The sequence below is a fragment of the Phycisphaerae bacterium genome (assembly GCA_018003015.1).
In the GTDB taxonomy this organism is placed as follows: Bacteria; Planctomycetota; Phycisphaerae; order UBA1845; family PWPN01; genus JAGNEZ01.
Window position 1 is genome coordinate 23,917 of record JAGNEZ010000047.1, and the last position, 19,702, is coordinate 43,618.

Annotated in this window: 12 protein-coding genes; 6 read left to right on the forward strand and 6 right to left on the reverse strand. The window is 64.7% G+C overall.

Features of this window, described 5'->3' with window-relative positions; genetic code table 11:
- The first annotated feature begins 107 nt into the window (after window positions 1–107).
- A complete protein-coding gene (locus KA354_17920) occupies window positions 108–1,607 on the forward strand; it encodes a radical SAM protein (GenBank protein ID MBP7936521.1) in 1,500 nt (499 codons plus the stop codon).
- 159 nt (window positions 1,608–1,766) lie between these two features.
- Here KA354_17920 and KA354_17925 read toward each other — a convergent pair whose 3' ends face one another.
- The 5 genes from KA354_17925 to KA354_17945 form a co-directional block, all read right to left on the reverse strand.
- Window positions 1,767–2,549 (reverse strand): class I SAM-dependent methyltransferase, encoded by a 783-nt coding sequence (locus tag KA354_17925; GenBank protein MBP7936522.1) that lies wholly within the window; start codon window positions 2,547–2,549, stop codon window positions 1,767–1,769.
- A 163-nt stretch (window positions 2,550–2,712) separates the two neighbouring features.
- Window positions 2,713–4,674 carry an acetylxylan esterase gene (locus KA354_17930; GenBank protein MBP7936523.1) on the reverse strand — a complete coding sequence of 654 codons (1,962 nt, stop codon included), beginning with the start codon at window positions 4,672–4,674 and terminating at the stop codon, window positions 2,713–2,715.
- A gap of 541 nt (window positions 4,675–5,215) precedes the next feature.
- The gene (locus tag KA354_17935) at window positions 5,216–7,366 is read right to left on the reverse strand and encodes a beta-N-acetylhexosaminidase (protein ID MBP7936524.1); all 2,151 of its coding nucleotides are present in this window, start codon (window positions 7,364–7,366) and stop codon (window positions 5,216–5,218) included.
- Between the two features lie 29 nt (window positions 7,367–7,395).
- Entirely contained in the window at window positions 7,396–10,653 is a 3,258-nt protein-coding gene (locus KA354_17940) for a hypothetical protein (GenBank protein ID MBP7936525.1), read from the reverse strand.
- A gap of 280 nt (window positions 10,654–10,933) precedes the next feature.
- Window positions 10,934–11,899: a hypothetical protein gene (locus KA354_17945; GenBank protein MBP7936526.1), complete on the reverse strand. Its 966-nt coding sequence runs from the start codon at window positions 11,897–11,899 to the stop codon at window positions 10,934–10,936.
- A 144-nt stretch (window positions 11,900–12,043) separates the two neighbouring features.
- Here KA354_17945 and KA354_17950 point away from each other — a divergent pair, with 144 nt between their 5' ends.
- The 3 genes from KA354_17950 to KA354_17960 all read left to right on the forward strand — a co-directional run bounded on the left by KA354_17950 (window position 12,044) and on the right by KA354_17960 (window position 15,414).
- Window positions 12,044–12,907, forward strand: coding sequence for a histidinol-phosphatase HisJ family protein (locus KA354_17950; GenBank protein MBP7936527.1), 864 nt, complete (start codon window positions 12,044–12,046; stop codon window positions 12,905–12,907).
- Entirely contained in the window at window positions 12,891–14,828 is a 1,938-nt protein-coding gene (locus KA354_17955; protein MBP7936528.1) for a hypothetical protein, read from the forward strand. The genes KA354_17950 and KA354_17955 overlap by 17 nt, the downstream gene beginning before the upstream one ends.
- 67 nt (window positions 14,829–14,895) lie before the next feature.
- Window positions 14,896–15,414: a thioredoxin family protein gene (locus KA354_17960; GenBank protein MBP7936529.1), complete on the forward strand. Its 519-nt coding sequence runs from the start codon at window positions 14,896–14,898 to the stop codon at window positions 15,412–15,414.
- A 146-nt stretch (window positions 15,415–15,560) separates the two neighbouring features.
- Here KA354_17960 and KA354_17965 read toward each other — a convergent pair whose 3' ends face one another.
- Window positions 15,561–17,078 (reverse strand): arylsulfatase, encoded by a 1,518-nt coding sequence (locus tag KA354_17965; GenBank protein MBP7936530.1) that lies wholly within the window; start codon window positions 17,076–17,078, stop codon window positions 15,561–15,563.
- A gap of 240 nt (window positions 17,079–17,318) precedes the next feature.
- Here KA354_17965 and KA354_17970 point away from each other — a divergent pair, with 240 nt between their 5' ends.
- Together KA354_17970 and KA354_17975 are read left to right on the forward strand one after the other, a co-directional pair.
- Window positions 17,319–18,284, forward strand: a complete 966-nt coding sequence (locus tag KA354_17970; GenBank protein MBP7936531.1) for a M48 family metallopeptidase — start codon at window positions 17,319–17,321, stop codon at window positions 18,282–18,284.
- Window positions 18,285–18,320: 36 nt separating this feature from the next.
- Window positions 18,321–19,670: a M48 family metalloprotease gene (locus KA354_17975; GenBank protein MBP7936532.1), complete on the forward strand. Its 1,350-nt coding sequence runs from the start codon at window positions 18,321–18,323 to the stop codon at window positions 19,668–19,670.
- Window positions 19,671–19,702: the final 32 nt, after the last annotated feature.

The window sequence follows — 19,702 nt, forward strand, 5'->3', positions numbered from 1 at the left end:
GTCCCATAATCCAGCCGCTCCTACCTTCAGTCAGCCTGCCCAGCAACCGATAACCCTTCAGACGACCCGAGCGTGAGCGGGCGACAACTTGACCAAGGACCCTCTGCGTGCGCGTTCTGCTGATCAAACCCAACAACCTGAGCGACCACATCCAGCCCTCACTGGGACTCGGCTACCTTGCCCAACAGATCCGCAGAAACCACGACGTCACTCTTTTTGACTGCATAAAGAACCACACCTCGCCGGATGAGATCAGCGGCGTCCTCGAAGCCCTGCAGCCCCATGTGGTTGGCATCCAGTCGTACACCTTCGACCTGCCCAACGTCAAACGCATGCTCCGCGTCATCAAGCGATGCGACTCCGCCATCACCACCGTGGTCGGCGGGGCTCACGTCTCGGCCGATCCGCTCGGAGCCTGCCGGGCATTCGGGGACGACCTGGACTACGGCTTCAATGGCGAGGGTGAAATCGGCTTCGGCCCGTTCCTTCACGCCCTGGAGAAAGGCCGCCGGGAATACAGCGGCATCCCCGGGGTGATCTGGCGGCACGGCGATCAGCGCATCGTCAACCCGCCTCAACTCGCCGAAGACCTCGACCATCTCGGTCTGCCGGCACTGGACCTGTTGCGGCCGGATACCTATCCCGAATCCCAGCACGGGGCTTTCTACAACCAGTTCCCCATCTCGCCGATCCTCACCACCCGGGGCTGCCCCCACGCCTGCACCTTCTGCTCCGCGCCCATTCTCTCCGGACGCCGCCTTCGCCACCACAGCGTCGGCTACCTCCAGCAGATGGTGCGCCTCCTGTACTCGGTGTACGGGATTCGCGAGTTCCATATCGTGGACGACAACTTCACCCAGGACCTCGACTACGCCAAGTCAGTCCTGCAAATGATCCTGGACATGCGACTCGACATCTCCCTGGCTCTGCCCAACGGCATCCGCATGGACAGGGTCGACGACGAGCTCCTCGAAATGATGAGAGCCGCCGGAGTCTACGTCGTCTCGGTGGCCGTCGAGAGCGGCAATGACCAGGTCCTGAAGGCCATGAACAAGAAAACCACCGTCCACAGGATGCGTGAGAACGTGGCCCGCATCCGCCGTCACGGCCTCGACGTGGCCGCGTTCTTCATCCTCGGATTCCCCGGCGAGACCCGCGAGACAATCCGCGATACGATCAGGCTCTCACGTGAACTGGACCTGGTCCGGGCCAATTTCTTCACCTACCTGCCCCTGCCGGGAACAGCCAGCTACAACCAGCTCGTGGAGTCGGGCGAAATCGAGAAAGTCGACTGGAACGACTTCAAGTTCATGAGCGCAGCCTACGTGCCCAAGGGAATGACTCGAGATGAACTCCTGAGCCTCAAACGCCGGGCGTTCTTTAGCTTCTACCTGCGGCCATGGATCTTCACCCGCAACCTCCTGGCCATCCGGTCCTACCGCCATCTCCGCTTCCTGCTCCAGCGGTTCTACCACTGGGTGGTAATGAAACCGGCCGACCGCAGGGAACACACCCCCAGACGTCCGCTCCGGGCAATCGCCGCCCGGCTGCGGAGCCTCTTCAGCGCCGTCAAGCCCGCTCCCACACCTCACCCCGATCCCACGTGAGCCGCCCCCCACCAACCAGCCTGCCGCCTACCCTTGCCCCCGCCGGTCGGGTGGCAGCATCCCGCCGGTCACTCGCACGTTGGCCGCGGAGCATCCCCTCGGGCCAGAACCGTCGCCACGCACCGCAGAGCCCGCGCCACTGCCCCACTTTTTCGCTCCTCAGCCCCCCCTTCCCGCCACCTCAGGACTGCGCGGCAAACAGCCGGGCAGCCGCATCGCTTTGATCGCCAGAAACACCGGGATCTCCTCACCCGCACGCTTGAGACCCTTGGCACGAGGCCCCGGCGGCGGCTCCCGATGGGTCAACGGCTCTTCACCCGCCACCACCGCCAGGCCCGCACGCCCCAACGCGTTCAAGTAGTCCGCCAGGGGCCGATGATGAAACACCGTGTGCTGACCCGGCTCGCGGCCCGGATGCGTCGCGATCGGCACCCTCATCGGCGAGGCGTAACGCTCAATCCGCCGGTACTGGGCCTTCTTCTGATCGTCCCAGCCCCACGACGACTGCCGCGGAACGCGGAAGCACGGGTGCATCATGACAATGACCGCACGACCACCCTCCTTCAGCGATCGGGCCATGCTCTCAAACAGATCGTCCACCCCCTCCACATCCTGCACCGCCATCACACAGGCCGCCGCGTCATAGCTCCCATCAGCCAAGTCATCCAGCCGCCGAGCATCCCGAACCACATACCTCACCCGCCGATCCGCCGGCCCGCGCTTCTTGGCGGCCGCGATCAGCTCAGGACTCGCGTCCACGCCCAGCACCGACGCCGCCCCACGCTCGAGAAGAATCCGCGTCAACACCCCCTGGCCACAACAGAGATCCAGATACCGCTCGTCCCGACGTGGATCAAGCAGACGAAGCACAACCGGGAGGATCACCTTCTGGTGATAGTCCGATCCCTCGTCGCCAACCAGCCGATCGTACCACGCGGCCACATGATCCCAGCTGCCGGCTTCGGGCCGGGACCCCCTCCCGAAATCCCGCCCAGGACGGACCCCGGATGGCCGCTCCCCAGGTCGCTGGCCCGACCACCTTCCCCTGCGAGGCAAGGTAGACCGGCGAATCGGTCGCTTCATCACCGTGCGGCTCCATATGCCTTCATCGTTGACCGCCCAACGCCGCCAGATCCTCAATGTCGAACTGGCCCAACAACCCGAAACAGAACTGCTCGGGACAATCCTGCATCGACCAGTTCTTCTCGATGACCTGCTTCAGGCTCACCAGCGGGCCAATCAGGCTTGTCTTCGCGATCGCCTCCGGATCGGCGGCCGCTGCGGCCAAGGCTATCGTGCTCGTACGCGGGCCCTGGGCCACAATCTGCACCTCCTTCGCCCCACCCACCGACCGCACCCACTTCGCGACGGCCACCAACTGACCGGCCTGAACACCCAGCGCCCGCTCGCCAACGCCCCCCATCAGCAGAACGTACAGTGCCGCATGGTGAGCCATCGCAGACTCGCCCAAGTAGAACGGGTCGACCGCGAGAACCCGATGCCCGCCGGCCAGCAGCTCGTCCGCCTTGCCGGCCGCCGCCTTCCGACCCTTGTCGGCAATCAGCACCGCCACCCGGTCACCCTTGCCCTTCGACAGCTCGACCGCCGGTACCGTCCACTCCTTGCCGATCCTCAACCGCCAGAACGTCGCCTCAATCCCCCCCTTTTGCCTCTCGCCGGCCTTCTCGGCCCTCAGCCCGTATTCTCGGAAACGGATCGTGTCCCGCAGCAAACTGCGCCGCTCCTTCTGCCACCGCCCCAGGAGCGAGCGATCAGACGGCGGATGGTGGTCCCGAGGCAGATCCCTGCCCAACGCGAGAGCCAGCGAATGGAAGTCGGCGTTCTTCTCCGGCAGGGGCACCAGGAGCTGCTCATGCGTCTTGATCTCCTCCTCACAGGCGATTTCGTGCCAGTCGAACGCCTGCACGGCGAAGAAGTGATCGCCCAGCAACTTGTAGAACTCCTCCCGGTTCTCCCGCTCAAAGTTGTGCGTGCCGGGATCCTGGTTGACGTGGGAGCGGAGACGGACACCCTTCTCGTACAACGCAAAGATCGGCGTGGCCGCGTCAAGCAACGGCTGCAGGGCGTGGTCCGCACGGAAACAGCAATTGTCCTTCGCGTTGTAGGTCAGCAGCGTCGGCCGCGGGGCACACATGGCCGTCAGGTGCTTGTAGTCCACCACCGTGGCCAGATCGCACGGCGTTTGCTCGGGATCGCCCAGGTCTTCGACGAACCGCGCCCGCGTTGCGAAGCTCGAATACCCCGCCACCGGATTGCACAGCGTGACCCTTGGATCGAGCGCGCTGATGAAGATCGTCTGCCACCCCCCGCCCGACAGACCGGCAACCGCCACGCGAGCGGGATCGGCGTTCGGGTGCTTCAACAGAATGTCAAGCGAACGCTTCATCGACAGGAAAAAGGGTGCTACCGCCGGCGTCCCGCATAAATCCAGTTGGTTGGCCCGATAGTGGTCAAAACCCTCCCCGCGAAGCTGGCCCATGCCCAACCACTCGACGTTGAGCACGATCATCCCGCGCTTCACCTGGTTGATGCAGCGAGTCTGCTTGTAGCCCACGCTCTTGCCGATGCCCTCGTGCCCGTTGACCGCCAGCCCGACCGGCACACGACCCTCCAGCTTGTCCGGCTCGTACAACAAGGCCGGGATCCATAGCCCCGGCACAGCCTCGAACCGCAGCTTCCGAATGTGGTACCCCACCCCGCCCGGAATGGTCTCCAGCCACTCAACCTTGACCTCCCCCTCCGCCCACTTCGCCGCCTCGCCACGAAGCACAACCTTCGCCAGCACGTCCTGCCGCCACCGGCGGGCTAGCGACTCCCACTCCTCCAACGCGGCCACTTGGGGCATGACCGGTACGCGAATCTCGCAGAATCGGGCGACCTCCTCGAGCGGGACGTCCGGCTCAACAATCCGCTCCCCGAGCAGCGTCTCCAGGTCCGTCCCCTGGGCAGCCGTCGTACGCATCTCCAGGCCCGCCACCCACCAGCCCAGGATCAGCCCCGCCACCAATCCGACGGCCCGCGGACGTACCAGCTTTCGCAGCCTCATGAACAGCCTCCCGTACCCAAGACCGGTTACCGAGCATGACCTGCCCGACCAGCCGGCCTGCCGCCTACAGTGTCAACCTTTTTCGGGTTGCCGTCAAAGAGCATCGAAGACACTCCCTGGCATAACCCGGATCGCCGCGGGCCACCACGTTCGTGAATCTGCCGTCGGCGGGGCGCGCTCGTCCCCAGCCGCAGCTCAGAACCATGGATCGCATCCGTCAGCCTCGCCCGACAACAACGGGCGATCGCTGACCGCCGACCAGTCACCCATCACCGGTCCGGGACGGAACATGTGATATGACTATGGAGGACGATCCCCTACCTTGCCTCCCAGCTCTTTGACATCCTGATACCCCCCCAGTCGAACCCTCGGCAAGATGCAACATCGAGGCAATCTAGGCAATCCTCATTGGGTTCGTTTGGCGCCGGCGCTTTTCCCCCCAACCTTATCCCACCCCCCCAGGATCGCCAATCCGATCGGCACCCCAACCAGTGCCTTCAATAGCCAGATGCGGCCGGCAGTCCCGACCTAGCCGCCCACTTCACCTGCCAGGACGCGCTGATGGTGGAACGCTCAATGCTGCCCCCCCATCGCCAACCGCCGATCGGATCGACTCCCTGACCACGTCGAACCGCTTGCGATTGGGCTCCAACCCCTTGGGGCGGTCGGTTCGCAGCCACAGTTCTGCGTACCGGTCGCAAAGCTTGGGAAAAGACCCGTTGAGCTGGACGACCAACCCAGCGGCAGCCTTGCGGCTGTCCGCATCCTTGCCGGCCATCAGGTGCCGACATTCGACCAGATCCGCCAGAACGAACTGCTGCTCCAGAGCAAAGTCGAGGTAGTCCAGATGACCCTTGTGTCGGCGCACCAACGGCCGAACCCGGTCAAGTGTCTCCCGGGCAACAGCCAGGTCGCGGCGAAAGTCGGCCAGGAGACTCAAACCACCCTGGTCAACCGCCCGCGGTCCGAGCGGCTCAAAAAACACCGGAAACGCCGGGGGCATCAGAAACTTGGCGCCCCATGGAAAGTACCGGTCGGTGCTGCCCAGGAAGCGGATCGTCCGGGCCAGATCGCTCGTTCCGGGCCCGTAGAAACTTTCCACGATCATGGGCAAGGCCTCGTTCCACGGACGACCGTGGCTCGTCCACCCCCACTCCGCCGCGAATGCTATGGCCGGCCAGTTGTACTCGGAGAAGATGTTCTCCCCGTACCCGTTCCACTCCGAGTGGGCTGTTCCCATCGCCCCAAGCTTGTGGACCCACGGCAACACACTCTCAATGTTCTCCGCTGCCCCGTCCACGTTGGGGAACAACTCTCCAAAAGCGGCATTCGACGTCCAGATGATCTGGTCGAAACCCATGTCGACCAGTTGCTGGCCAAACGGGAACTGCTCCAGCTTCCCGTAATGCCACGGTACAATGATCACGTCGCGCGGCACCTGGGCCAGGGCATCCAGGCCGTAGTTGGCCAACCCGAACGCCTTGAAGAAGTCCGGCTCGAACGGATCGCCGGCAACGACCATGCGCTTGCCATGGGCAGCGAGAACCTCTCGAATGTTCTTAATGTGTCTGACGAAGAGCTGAGCAGCCCCGATCTCGCTGGCGGCCCCCTTGCTCCTGCCCGTGCCCAGCGCCAGGGCCTCGTCGCCGGCCATGTAGTGCAGACGGCTGGGAAACGCCTTGCACAGATCGGTGTACAGATCGGTAAGCAGCGGGTAGGCGTCGGGATGGGTGACGTTGATCACCGCTCTTTGGGCCTCGTTGTCCGTACCCTCCGCCAGGTGCGCGTACCTGGGATGGGCGAGGGTCCGCAGCATGTGGCCGGGCGAGTTGTAGCAGGGAATGACCTCCACATGGTGTTTCCGGGCAAAGGCGTCCAGCTCCAAGACCTCTGGCGTGGTCAGACGGTCGCGATCCTCGCCGATGTCCGGGTGACTCGGAAACAGGAACGCATCCTCTAGGTAGAAGACAACGGAGTTCATCTTGTAGTGGGCCAGCCGGCGGATGTTCTCCCGCATCCACTCGGTCCTTCCCACCTTGCCGCAGAACAGGTCCACCGAGCAGCCCCGATACCGGATCTCCGTCCAGTCGCAGATCCGCACCGCGGGAATGGCGGCCGGCTCCGCCTCCGGCAGCAGCTGAATCAGCGTCTGGACGCCGTAGTAGACCCCCGCGGGCGCGTTGCCGGCAATGAACACCCGATCAGGCGTGACCTCCAGCAGGTAGCCCTCGTCGCCAACCTCCGGCGGCACCGCGACCCGCTCGGTCCGCAGAATGCGGGCCAGCGGCCATAAGCGGCACGGATCACCCAGGAAGACGACCACGTCAGCCTGCAGATCGACCACTTCCTGGGTCGGCACGATGCGCGGCTCGTTCAGCTTCCGCTCCCTGCAGGCGTCAATCAGCGTCTGAGCCGCAAAGCGATCGTCAGCCCGGTCCGGCGTCACCACCACCGCGATCCGCTTCCGCCATTCCAGCCGCCCGTCGGCCACGTGAATCTCGCGCGGACGAGGCACCAGCCGGGACAGGACCTCGTCCCTGGAGTCCGCCCCCCGGGTCGGAGCGCAAACCAGCAGTACCGGCAACCACACGCTGACCATCAGCCACAGCCGAAACGGAGTTGAGAGTCGAGAACGGATCACGGAGCCCGGACGACGCCGGAGCCCGATCGGTTGGGTGGCCTGCTTCGTCAATGGTCCGTTCTCCATGCTCCATTCGCCCTTCAGTACCGGGCAACCATCTCCTGCCGGCCCTCCGCACTACCATCCAGTACTACCCAGTCCTTCTTCGGATCGAACCGGTCGTAGGCGGCCCCGTTGAGGATCACCCCCTTGATCGGCTTGGACTCGGGATGGCGGATGCGAACGTAGATCGTCGCCGGCCGGGGGCGATGCGGAGGATCGAGAATGACCTTGATCTCCCCCCGGGCCACGCGGGGCTCATACCGGAGGGACAAAGGGCCAAATCGGGAAGCCGCCCGTTCGATGCTCGCCCCCCTTCCATCCGCCAGCCAGTACCGCGGAATGGCCTGCCCGAGAAAGAGGTCACTGCCCCGCTCGTTGACGAACATGAGCCGGAGCCAGTAAGTCGACTGGGCCTCGTCCGAGGTCTTGAAGTGGTCACCGGCGGGATAACCCAACTCCGGAAGGCAGTGCTCGTTACACATGCGAAGCTCAGGATAGAACGCCGAGGCAAAGCTGTTGAAGTACGCCCGCAGGTAGTGCTTGATATCGTCCCGCCATAGATAAGGCAGCGGACCATCAAGCAGGTTGGCCTGCATGGAGAAACCGCCCCGCGAGAACCAGAAGCTGTTGAAGTTCGGGATGTCATAGCCGAAGCGGTTGGAGATGTACAGGTTGTCCTCGAAGTCCTTCAGAATCCAGAGGTGCTCGGGCGCCTCCGGTGGAATGAGATCGTAGGCCGGCAGGAAGACCGAGCCCTCCAGCGTCTCGCGAAGCCAGCCGTGTGAACGCCCACGCTCATACAGCCGGGACGGGATCTTCGGAACGTACGTCCCATCACGCAGCCGAACCACCGGACAGAGCACCATCGATCGCCTGATGCCGTCGAGAAAGTCGTCGCGGTATGCCTTGGCCTCCTTCTGCAGCTCGCCCGCCTCCGGATGCCCAAAGTCCGCCAGGGCGTCGGCCAGGTTCAGGAAGCCCCAGACGGTGGCCGCATTCGTGGAAAGCCAGTGCCAGTAGTCGGTGACGTCCTCGAGCGAGCCGGTCGGCAGCCAGCCGTATTCGAGCGGCCTGGTTCCGTCTGCACTGAGCTTCAGGTTGGCCTGACGCTCAAGCGTGACCCAGCGGCAGCCCTTGACCAGCTTCGGTGCGGCCGCGTCCATCCAGCGGCGGTCGCGAGTGTGCCACCAATGCTCGGCCATGTTCCACAGGACGTAGCCGTGGCTCTTGTTGTAGCCGCCAGTCTCGTGCCCGCCGGCCCCGTAGAACTGCCCCTCGGCGGTCCTGAAATTGCCCGGCATCGAAACGGTACCCTGGTAGTGCAGCAGGGCGTCGAGGTTGCGTCGAGCCTCGTCGTGATAGCCGCGACGATCGAGATCGCTGATCATCATCACCGACTCGTTCGGGTACACGCCGTACCGGAATGTGCCTACGTGAGCGTGCAGGAAGTCGGTGTCGAGTTCCTTCTGGCAGTTAACCAGCAAGTGGAGCAGGTGGGCCCGGTAGTAGTCGTTGAGCCAGGGCTCCGGAGTGTGAATCTGCGTCCCGCGGGCGGCCATAGCCCGCCAGTAGTCGCAGATCCGCTTCGCGTCAGCGCCGAACTGCCGGCCACGGAGGGCATCAATCTCCTCCGGCTCGCTGAGGGTGATCGTGGGGATCATGAAGAACACATCCGCCGCTCCGCCGGGCTTGAGGTCGGCCGACCACCGCGCGGCGTTGTCCTCTGCATGGAACACGCCCCGGCCGTCCGTCCGAACCAGGAACCGCAATCGCGGGCCCTTCTCCGATCGAGCAACGGCCTGATCGCCTTGAACCACCAGCCTGCCATCCCGGGCAGTGTTCGAGCGAAGCCGCAGGACGGCCGTAGCGTCATCCGAACCGGAGACGTTCGCAACGTGCACGCGCATCAGCAGGACGGTCGGCGTATCCAGCTTCACGTCGTCCAGCTTGCCGTCGAGGGCGTCCATGACGACACACGACTCGTAGTAAATCGACCCATCCTGCCACCAGGTCCGCAGAAGCGGCAGGTAGCCTTCGGCCAGTTCGCATCCGCCCCGGAGCCTCTCCTCCGGGAAACCGAAGTCCAAACGAAGCTCGTTGCCTTCCCACAGCTTGCGGTCGCAGTCGCGCGGACTCTTCTGGATGTCAAACCAACGTCCCCTCCCGGAGATCTCCAGCCCGCCGTTGGGCTGCTGACGCACAACGTTGCGATCACCGGGCAAACCGTGCACGAAGTACAGGGGCCGCTTGAGTGGCATCTCGTTCCATGCTCTGGTCAGGGTCTGCTCCGGTTCCTGCTCGACGCGGTCGTAGATCGTCTGGCCAGAGAACTCGCGCCGCAGGGCATCCCGATAGGTCGCCAGGGCAATGCTGTCGTCACCGCGCGTGACCAGGACCCCGAGATCGTCAACCAGAATCCGGTCGCCATGAGCAACCTCCGCCGCCGCGAAAGAGAACGGACGCTGGCTCGATCGCACCGTGACGATGGTCCGGTCGTACCCCGGATCCATGGGATCGACCGCGGTCAACAGGTCGACAGCGATCCCTCCCTTCTCACCGGCCCGAAGCACCCACTGGTTGTCCGTCGTCACCTGGACCGGCTGGTCGGGCAACGGTCGAACGGCCGCCACCTGGCCATTGAAGACCTCGATCCGGCCGGGTTCATCCCCGCTGAGCCTCACGCCGGAGTGGGCGGGCGAGTCGAACTGGATCCGCACTTGGAGCGTCTTGAGCTCCGCGTCGGTGTAGACCGCAAAGCGTTCGATCCTCGAAAGCGGCTCCCGGGCAACGAGCCGAACCTGGAGCGTCTTGCGGTACGAGACGCCGGGGCCGCGGAGCTTCCTGATCTCCTTATCGCTGGTGGAGGCAAAAGTGATGCTCCAGGTATTCCCCCCGACCGCCACCTGCGTCGCAGCATCGATCCAGCTGCCATTGGTCCAGTCGTCCATCGCATCCCAGCCGACGCGCCCGGCGCCGCGCTCGGCCAGGACCGGGTCCGGCTTGCCGTCCCAGACTCGGTGCCAGTACTGCAACTTCACCGACGCCGGATCAGGCATCGGCCCTGACCCGAACTCCACGACGATCCGTCGCACTTTGCGAGGCTCCGCCCAGCGCACACCCTGCCACTTGCCCTCGTCACCCTGGATGGCCACCCCGAACGGCGCAGCATCGAACAACGTCCCGCGAGCAGAAGGCTTGAGTTGCCCAACGCGCACCTCAACCATGTTCGACACGAGAAGAAGCAGAACGCACGTCGCGGCCGCACTCACGAGACCTGCTGCGGAAGGACGATTCATCATCCGCCTCCCTGGTAGGTGGACCTGGTGTTCTCCAACGGGCGCCGGCCGTGCGGCCGGAAGACGTCACCGCGGCACTGTAGCACGCCTGCCGAGGACTCGCAATCAGGCATCCGTGACCCGGGTGGCCGGCCGCCCAATCGCGGCCGCACACCCTCACAGCGTCAAAACCCCATTGCCGGAACCGGCGCCGAATGATCGCGACAGCGGCGGGGACAGAGATGAACCGGACTGCGGGACAACACTCACCAACGGCCACGCTGGTTCCTGGCCCAGCCGCTCAGACCCGGCTGTAGTGGTCGGGGTACTTGAGCAGATGGCAACCAATGTTGTCCGCATAGCGCTGCATTGCCTGCTGCAGTACCTCGGGCGTATCCTCGGCCTTGTCCGGATCAACCAACCCGTCCAGCGGGATCAAATCGAAGTAGAAGTTGTCTCGAGATACGACGAAGCCCTGGAGTACGGGCACTTTGCAGCGCAGGGCGATCTGCATTGTCCCCGTCAGGAACTCCCGCTCCTCGCCGAAGATCTTGACCTTCGCGGTGCGCAGATGAGACGCGCGCAGGCGGCTGACGTCCAGGGCGGTGCCCAGGATGTAACCTTCCTGAAAACAGCGGTACAGGTCCCGCGGGTAGGAGTCCGCGAAGAACATACGGACCGCTCTGAGCTCAGGAAAGCTCTGCTCGTACTTCTCCTGAATGTAGCGGCGCATGGCCCCCTCGTTGCGGTCGCGGACCCCGGCAATGCGATATCCGAGCATGGCCATGATCTGGATGAGCACGTGGTGGGAGCCGTTGTGGCTCATACACACGTACAGGCCCTTGCCCCGCTCGAGGGCGTTGTCAATCAGCTCGCGGCGGTGAAACGTGGTGCGCCGGATGATCTCCTCGCGGGGAATCTTGTCGAAGATCAGGTAGAGCAGCTTGTCACAGCGGGTGCGAACGAAGTGCTGCCAGCAGGCGTAGGTCATCGAGCAGGACATCTCCTTGACGTGATCGCCAAGGGTCGCCCCCAGTCGCTTGCGGAACCTCCGCCGCCGCTTGTGATTGACCAGCCATTCACAGGTGCCGAAGAAACGGCCGAAGTGGTACAGCCCGCCGAGTCCAAAACACACGGCCAGTCCCCACAGGAAGCCGCGCACGAACATGAACTTCGTGCGGGTAAACCAGCTCAGCCCGTCCGATTCGACGGGCTTCTCCTCGGAACCGGGAACCGGCGTATCCGAGATGACTGGATGGGCGGCCATGATGCCTCGCACCTGGACCTCATCTCACCGGGCCTTCGGACGCCGGTGTTCGCACCGGCGGCATTCTATCCCAGGATCGTCGAACTCGGCAACCGCGGCCGCAGGGATAGCCAAGCCGTACGCGTTTTCCTATGATGGCCACCTATGAAGCTCTATGATCAACACCTGCACTCCGCGAACTCGGTCGACAGCCGATCCGATCCCAGCGAGGTGGTGCGCGCGGCGATCGGGGCCGGACTGGCGGGCGTCACCTTCACCGAGCATTACGACCCCCACGAGAGCGAGTGGGACGTCTGCATCTACGACTACGAGCGCATCGCCCAGGCCGTGGCCGTGCTTCGGGAACAGTACGGCGACCAGATCTTCATCGGCCACGGCATTGAGGTTGACTACCAGCGGGAGCGCATGCCCTACATTCTTGATCATCTGACCAGCCATCGGTTTGACCTCGTCATTCTCGCCGTCCATTTCTTCGACGGTCGCGCCCTCCACCACCGGGAGCACTGGGGCAGCCTGTCGCCGGATGCAGCAACCCGGGCTTATCTGGCCACCGTCCTGGAGGCCGCCCAACTGGCCCTTGAGCTGGACCGCCGGGGACAACGGCCGTTCGACGTCCTGGCTCACCTGGACCTAGTCAAACGCTACACCCAGCGCTACTTCGGCTGCTACGACGTCGCCTCGCACCAGGCCGCGATCGACAGTATTCTGCAGACCTGCCTGGCCGCCAACCTGATCCCTGAACTCAACTGCAGCAGCCTGAGGCAATCGCTGCCCGAGACTCTGCCCGCGGATTGGGCCGTGCGACGCTATGCCGAACTCGGCGGTCGGGCGATGACCTTGGGCAGCGACGCCCATGCCCTGGAGCACGTGGGGGCGGGGCTGAATGAGGGGGCTGCCATTCTCCAGCAGAACGCGATCAAGCACCAGGCGATCTTCATGAACCGCCAACGTTATGATCTGCCTCTGGAAGACGAAGACCGCGAGGTGGGCCATGCCTCCAGGGGCTGAGAAAACCGGCTCGCATCTCGCTCTCCGGCCGGAATGGGCACCGGGTACCCTGCTGCTCGCGGCCATGTTCGTCGCCTGGGTGTACGGTCCGGGGCAGGGGGCGGATCTGGCCCCGGTCGTGCCGCTGGACAAGAACGAATGGCTGGGAACACCCCCGCCCGCAGTGGAGCCGGCCGATCAGACCTTCCTCATGCGCCTTGTGCGCCGGTCGCTTCAACGGCTCGTGCGCAGCGGCGAGCGATACACCGTGGACTACGTACCTTCCACGCTCGAGGAGTTGAGATGCTGCGTGTCGGTGACGCTTCGGCGATGGGGTCGCGTGACGGGGCAGGGCCTGTCAGGCTTCGACACCGTGGTGAAGGCCTGCGCCAGCGCCGCGGAGGCCGCCTTGGCCGATGCTCGCCGAGACGCGCCGCTGGCGGATCATGACCTGGCCGAGACGAGGATCGAACTGGAGTTGATCGGTCCGTTTGAGATGATCGGCACCTCCGACCAGCCGACCGAGGAGCTTGCCCGGCAGTACGAACCGCCGGTCCACGGCTTGGCTCTGCGGTTCGAGAGCACCGAAGCCCGCATTCGGCCTTCCGAGTGGTTCACTGCGGACCTCAAATATGATCCATTGGACGATCAGCACCACGGGCGAGGTCGCTGCGTCATGGCCATCGCGAGACTCCGCGAGATGATCGAACGCAGGGAACCCGTCTCACAGAACCATCCGGACCGGATCATCGTGCTCCGATTCCGGAGTCTTCATCTCTACGAGCCGACGCCGGGACAACCGCCCGTTGAGCTGTTGGCCGGCCTGAGGCTTGTTCCGTCTGCAGACGTTCACCCCGAGAAGCTCCTGGTCGCGGCCGACACCATGGCTCGATTCATCCGCTTCCGACAGAATGCCGATGGCGTTTTTGCCTACGAGTATCTGGCCGGCCAAGGCATGTATCGAGGCGAGGACCAGAACTGGATTCGACAAGCGGCCACGACCTGGAGCATGGCCGTCCACGCCCGAAAGCGAAGGGATGCCGAATCCGCGAGGGCCCTGGACCGGGCGATTGGGGTGTTTCGGAAGATGATTCGCCCGGTCTCCGGGCAGAGCGATGCCACCTTCCTGGCCACGCCTGACGATGAGAACGGCCTGGGGGCGACCGCCTTGGTCTGCCTGGCCCTGGCCGATGGGCCGGACCCGGAGCGATACGCCGACATCCGTCTGCCCCTGCTCAACGGCCTGGCCTCGATGCAGGAAGCCGACGGCACCTTCCGCACCCACTTTCCCCCTTCAGCTCTACAAACCACTCAGGACTACTACCCGGGCGAGGCCCTGCTGGCCATCGCCCGCCAATATGCTCTCGACAGCAGTCCCAGGTGGAGGGCCGTCTGCGACAAGTCGCTGCCATTCTACCGTGCCTATTTCCGTCAGAAGCGACCGGCTCCGTTCATACCCTGGCAGGCCCAGGCCTGGGGTCAACTTGCGCGGACCACCCGGCGTCAGGAATACGCCGACTTCGTCTACGAAATGACCGACCATCTGGCCGGTACCCAGATGGCGCCGCCTCGCCCCATGCTACCCATCTACCTCGGCGGATTCGACGTCTACGGCAGCGGCCGTCCGGGTGTCAGCAGCGCCGTGTATCTCGAAGGGGCGGTTGACGCCCTGCGGACTGCCGAATCACTGGGCGACCGCGCCCGGGCAGACCGCTACCGCCGCGTGGTGACCGAAGCGGCGCGGTTCGTGTTGCAGCTTCAGTTCCGTGAGGAAGAATGCTATTATGTGGGTACGCCGCGGGACGTCGTCGGGGCAGTGCGCAACTCGCCCAGCGACCCGTCGCTGCGGATCGACCACGTGCAGCACGCGCTGTGTGCCCTGCTCGGAGCAGCGGAGTTGCTGACACCTGCCAGCCGGCCTTCAGCATGGAAATCGCGCTAGGCGGTGGCTTGGCGTCCGGACACGCGGAAGCACCGACCGTGAGGGACCGAAAGTGATCCACGTACACATGCCAGGCCCGGCAGAAGAACTGGCCGCCCGTCCCCGTCGCCCTGACCAGGTCGCCCTGGTCGGCATCCCGACCATTCGGACCCATTTGCCCGCCGGCCGTCGGCGAACTCACGACGGCCTTCGGGCGGCTCGGGCCATCCCCGCCGCCCTGCTGGTCGTGGCGGGATTGACGGGGTGTAGCCCAATTCGCTGGGAGGTGAGCTACGAGCGGGCCCTGCAGGTGGCGGCAGAACGGCGCACCCGCGTCCTGGTCGCATTCCACTCCGTGGTCAACGCTGACTGCCGGGCGATGGACGCCGAAGTGTTCTCCGACGCCAACGTCCAGAAGCACGTTCGCCAGTATGTCCCCGTCCGCCTTGATCCGCTCATCCATCGGCAGCTGGCGAAGCAGTTCGGAGTCGAGACGGTCCCCGCCTTCCTGGTCGTTCGCCCGGACGGCGCGGTGGTGGGAGGCCGGGGCGGCAGGATGGACGCCGAGCAGTTCGGCTATTTCCTGATCAGGAGCAGGTTCAACTGAACGGGACCGAGAACGTGCGCGTCTCAAGCCCCGTGTGGAGCGCTTCGGCCTGGGGCTTCCGGTGGGTTCTATTTGGTACTATAAAACTTTATATCCCGCTTATTCACAGGCGCAAACGGCGGTTGCGCGATCGCTGCTGGCCGCGATCATGGCCGCGATCGACCTGACCGGCGGATAGTCTGAAGTCGCTCGTCCAAGCCCTCTGCATCCGGCGACCGATGGGCCGCCAGGTTTCTGGCTTCGGCCGGGTCGTCGCCCAGGTTGTAGACCTGCGGGCGGGAATCGTTGCCCAGTTCGGTGTGGGTGGCCGCATTTCGCCTGGGGCCCTTGCCGGGCTCAATGTACTTCCAGTCGCCCCGGCGGAGGGCGAGGGTGCCCGCCTGCTCGACGAGTTCCTCGCGGCCGCCGCGGGAGTCGCCCAGCAGGGCGGGCAACACGTCAAGACTGTCCGGGCCGTCCTCGGGACCCAGCTTGCGTCCGACCAGAGCAGCAAATGATGCCAGGAAATCGACCTGGCACACCAGGGCCGGGCTCGTGCCGGGCCTGACCCGCCTGGGCCAGCGGATCAGCATGGGTACGCGCGTGCCGCCCTCGAAGATGCTGTACTTACCGCCCCGCCAGGGCCCGGCCGGCCTGTGATCGCCGAGTCGGGTCGCCGCCTCGTCCCGGTAGCCGTCGTCCACCACCGGGCCGTTGTCGCTGCTCAGAATCACGAGCGTGTTCTCTGCCAAGCCCAGCCGGTCGAGGGTATTGAGGATTCGGCCGACGCACGCATCGAACTGGAGGATGACATCGCCCCGAGGCCCCATGCCGCTCTTGCCCGAGAAACGCGGGTGCGGAACCCTGGGCACGTGAACGTCGTGAGTCGCGAAGTAGAGAAAGAACGGCCGGGCCTTCTGTTGTTCAATGAACGCGACCGCCTTCGCGGCAATCGTATCGGCCATATCCTCGTCCACCCACCGGGCCGCCTTTCCACCGCTCATGTACCCGATTCGACTGATGCCGTTAACGATGGTCTGATCGTGCCCGTGGCTGGGTTGGATCTTAAGAAGCTCAGGGTTGTTTTTGCCTGTAGGCTCATCGCCCACCGGGGAGGCATAGCTCACCCGGAGGGGGTCCTTCGGATCCAGGCCGACAACACGGTGATTCTCGACGTAAACGCAGGGTACTCGGTCACCAGTCGCAGGGATCAGGAAGCAGTAGTCGAAACCCAACTCGAGCGGGCCGGGCCTGATCTCCCTGTTCCAGTCTAGGGCTCCGTTTCCGAGCCCCAGATGCCACTTGCCGACAACACCGGTCGCGTAGCCTGCGTCCTTCAAAACGGATGCCAGCGTCGTCCGGCCGGGCTCGATGATCAATCGGGCATCGCCGGGCAGGATGCCTGTACCCTTTCGGCGCCAGGCGTACTCACCGGTGAGCATGGCATATCGCGAGGGCGTACAGGTTGCGGCCGCCCCATGGGCATCGGTGAACCGCAAGCCCTGCTCGGTGAGCCGATCGATGTTCGGCGTCTTGAGGCTCGTGGCCCCATAGCAGCTGACATCGCCGTAGCCGAGGTCATCGGCGTAGATCAACACGATGTTGGGTTGCGATTGGGCCGCAAGCCCGGACGCGAACGCCAGGACCAGCGACGCACTGAGAGATGCGAAGATCCGGTGCTGCATGACGCGGCCTCCAGTCGAGCGTGAGGTGTATTGTCCGCGGGAGGCAATGATACGTCCAGACGGCCGACGAGGCCAGGCACCCGCGATCGCACGCGAACGCAGGGCGCGAGCGTGAACAGCACGCGGCCTGATTCAGCGGAGCAGCTCGCAGCCGCGAGACTCGCGCCTTCGACTTGCCCAGGTGGCGACGTTCCGCTATCCTCCCGGCCACATTGCCTGGCACAAGCACGAGGTCTTTCGATGAGCATACCTGCAGAAGACACTGTCGCGGTCGAATGCCCGCACTGCCACGTGACCCTCGGGGTCAACCGGCAGTATCTGGGCCAGACCATCCAGTGTGGCAGGTGCCGACAGCAGTTGACCGTACCCGCCCAGCCAAACACCGCAGGCGGCACCATCTTCGGCCGCGTATCGCCCGGCGCACCGCCGCGGACGCCCCAGGCCAGTGAATCCGTGGACATCGAGAGCTTGCGGACCGCCGGCGAATCGGCCCTGCGGGTGGTATGCCTGGTGGTCAGCATTCTCCTCACCCTGCTTCTGCTTCTATCGTGCTTCGGCATTTTCTACCTTGCTGGTTTCATGCTAACCAGCTGGATCAGCCTGGCGTTCATGATGGCTCATATCAAGGCTCGCGCCATCCAGGTCACACCGGCCCAGCTTCCCGAGATCCACGAGTCGGCATGCCGAGTCTGCGCGAAGCTTGGTCTCCAGATGCCACCCGACGTCTACGTTGTCCAGGAGCAGGGCTGGCTTAATGCCTTCGCCACCCGGTTTGCGTCGCGCGACTATGTCGTCCTCTACGCCGAACTGGTTGAGGCCTGCGGCTCCAACACCAGGGAACTGGACATGATCGTCGCCCACGAGATTGGCCACCTGGCCTTGGGGCACATCACCTGGGGATGGCTGCTCTTCCCGGCCCTGTTCATCCCATTCCTCGCCCAAGCTTACTCGCGGGCCTGCGAGTACAGCGCGGATCTCTGCGGCCAGGCCGGTTGCGGGGATTCCGCCGCGGCCGCGCGGGGGCTGCTCATTCTCGCAGCCGGCGGGCGCTGCGCCCGAATGGCCAGTATGGCGACCTTTTTGCGGCAAGGCCAGGAGGTCGGTGGCTTCTGGCAAACCGTGATCCAATGGCTATCGACGCACCCCTGGCTGACGCATCGTGTTCAAGCCCTGCACCGAGCCGACCCGATCACGAGCGGCAGTTGACTATCACCTGACGAGTTGCCCGGGAGGACAATCCGTATGAGCGAGAACCCAGGACAGCTTCATCCGATGCCGACCGGCGACATGATCGCCGAGACGAGACATCCTCGCGAACGAGTACTCTTTGCGTTCTGTCTCTTGTTCTCCCTGTTGGCTTGGGTCGCGATCGGCATCGTGGTGGTCCCCGAGCTGCTCGAGGATGCGGAAGGACTGCTCGTCGCGGTCGTGCTGATCGGGGTGATCGGGCTGGTCAGCCTTTTCGTTCGTGCCGCGTTCGTAGCCCACGTTCGCGGCAACGGACTCCGCGTCAGCGGCGAGCAGCTTCCCCACATTGCTGCGGCCGTGGAGCGGGCGGCGGCCGCGCTCGGCGTCCCCGCGCCGGAGACGTATGTCGTCCAGTATGGCGGTGTTCGCGAAGCGGCAACCAGGATCTTTCTCGGCTCCAGAATCCTGGCCCTGTCCAGCGACCTGGTCGAGGATCAGGGCGAGGGTCCCGAACTCGACATGGTCATCGGACGCGAGGTTGCCCATTTCCGCTACCACCATCTGAGGTGGGGACTGATCCTGCTCCCGTCGATGATTTTGCCGCTCCTCTATCCGGCGTGGCGACGATCGACGGAGTACACCGCCGACCGCTGCGGGCTTCGCGTCTGCGGCGACCCAGTCGCGGCCGAGCGAGCCATCTACATCACCGCGGCCGGCAGCGAACTCGGCCGGCGAATCGCACCTGGCGCTTATCACGAACAGGTCCGCTTGACTGGCGGGTTCTTCCTGACCCTCGCTTCGCTGCTCAGTCCCGAACCGAACACGGTCTGGCGGGTCTCCCGGCTGCTCCAGGCCCTCCCCGAACACGCGGGCACCGCCCCGGCACCCAGGAGGAGCGTTATCGCGACCTTCCTCTCCGCCTTCATCCCCGGAAGCTCGTTGCTTCGCGGATCCTCCGGTGCCGGAGCCAACCTGCTGATCGCCGTCGCGCTCATTGCGCTACTCATCTCCTTCATGCTCCCCTCCCTGGCCCGGGCCCGCGAGCTGGCCAAACGCAGCGTCTGCGCGACGCGCATGAGCACCATCGGTGTCGCCCTCGCACAGTATGCCTCGGAACACAACGGACGACTGCCCGCCGACCTCGCCGGTCATCTGCTCCGCGCCGGTATCCCGGCAGACACCTTGTGCTGCCCGAGCGGCACAGGCCCTAACTACCTGGTTGCCCGGCCACCTCCAGGGGGATACACGGCCGCCACGCCGGCAGTCTTCGAGCCGCTCGACAACCATGGCCAAGAAGGAGGGTTCGTACTCTTCGGTAACGGCACTGTGGAATTCCTCCTGAAGGCCGAGTTCGAACGGGTAACGGAACCGTACCTGGAGGATGCGACGCCGATCGAACCTTGACTCTCCCCCCGGCCGGAATCACGCTGTTTGGG

Bases quoted from the DNA above. Each gene is read 5' to 3' on its own strand.
- KA354_17930 (MBP7936523.1), bottom strand. From the start codon at position 4,674: ATGAGGCTGCGAAAGCTGGTACGTCCGCGGGCCGTCGGATTGGTGGCG.
- KA354_17940 (MBP7936525.1), bottom strand. From the start codon at position 10,653: ATGAATCGTCCTTCCGCAGCAGGTCTCGTGAGTGCGGCCGCGACGTGC.
- KA354_17945 (MBP7936526.1), bottom strand. From the start codon at position 11,899: ATGGCCGCCCATCCAGTCATCTCGGATACGCCGGTTCCCGGTTCCGAG.
- KA354_17950 (MBP7936527.1), top strand. From the start codon at position 12,044: ATGAAGCTCTATGATCAACACCTGCACTCCGCGAACTCGGTCGACAGC.
- KA354_17955 (MBP7936528.1), top strand. From the start codon at position 12,891: ATGCCTCCAGGGGCTGAGAAAACCGGCTCGCATCTCGCTCTCCGGCCG.
- KA354_17960 (MBP7936529.1), top strand. From the start codon at position 14,896: ATGCCAGGCCCGGCAGAAGAACTGGCCGCCCGTCCCCGTCGCCCTGAC.
- KA354_17965 (MBP7936530.1), bottom strand. From the start codon at position 17,078: ATGCAGCACCGGATCTTCGCATCTCTCAGTGCGTCGCTGGTCCTGGCG.
- KA354_17970 (MBP7936531.1), top strand. From the start codon at position 17,319: ATGAGCATACCTGCAGAAGACACTGTCGCGGTCGAATGCCCGCACTGC.
- KA354_17975 (MBP7936532.1), top strand. From the start codon at position 18,321: ATGAGCGAGAACCCAGGACAGCTTCATCCGATGCCGACCGGCGACATG.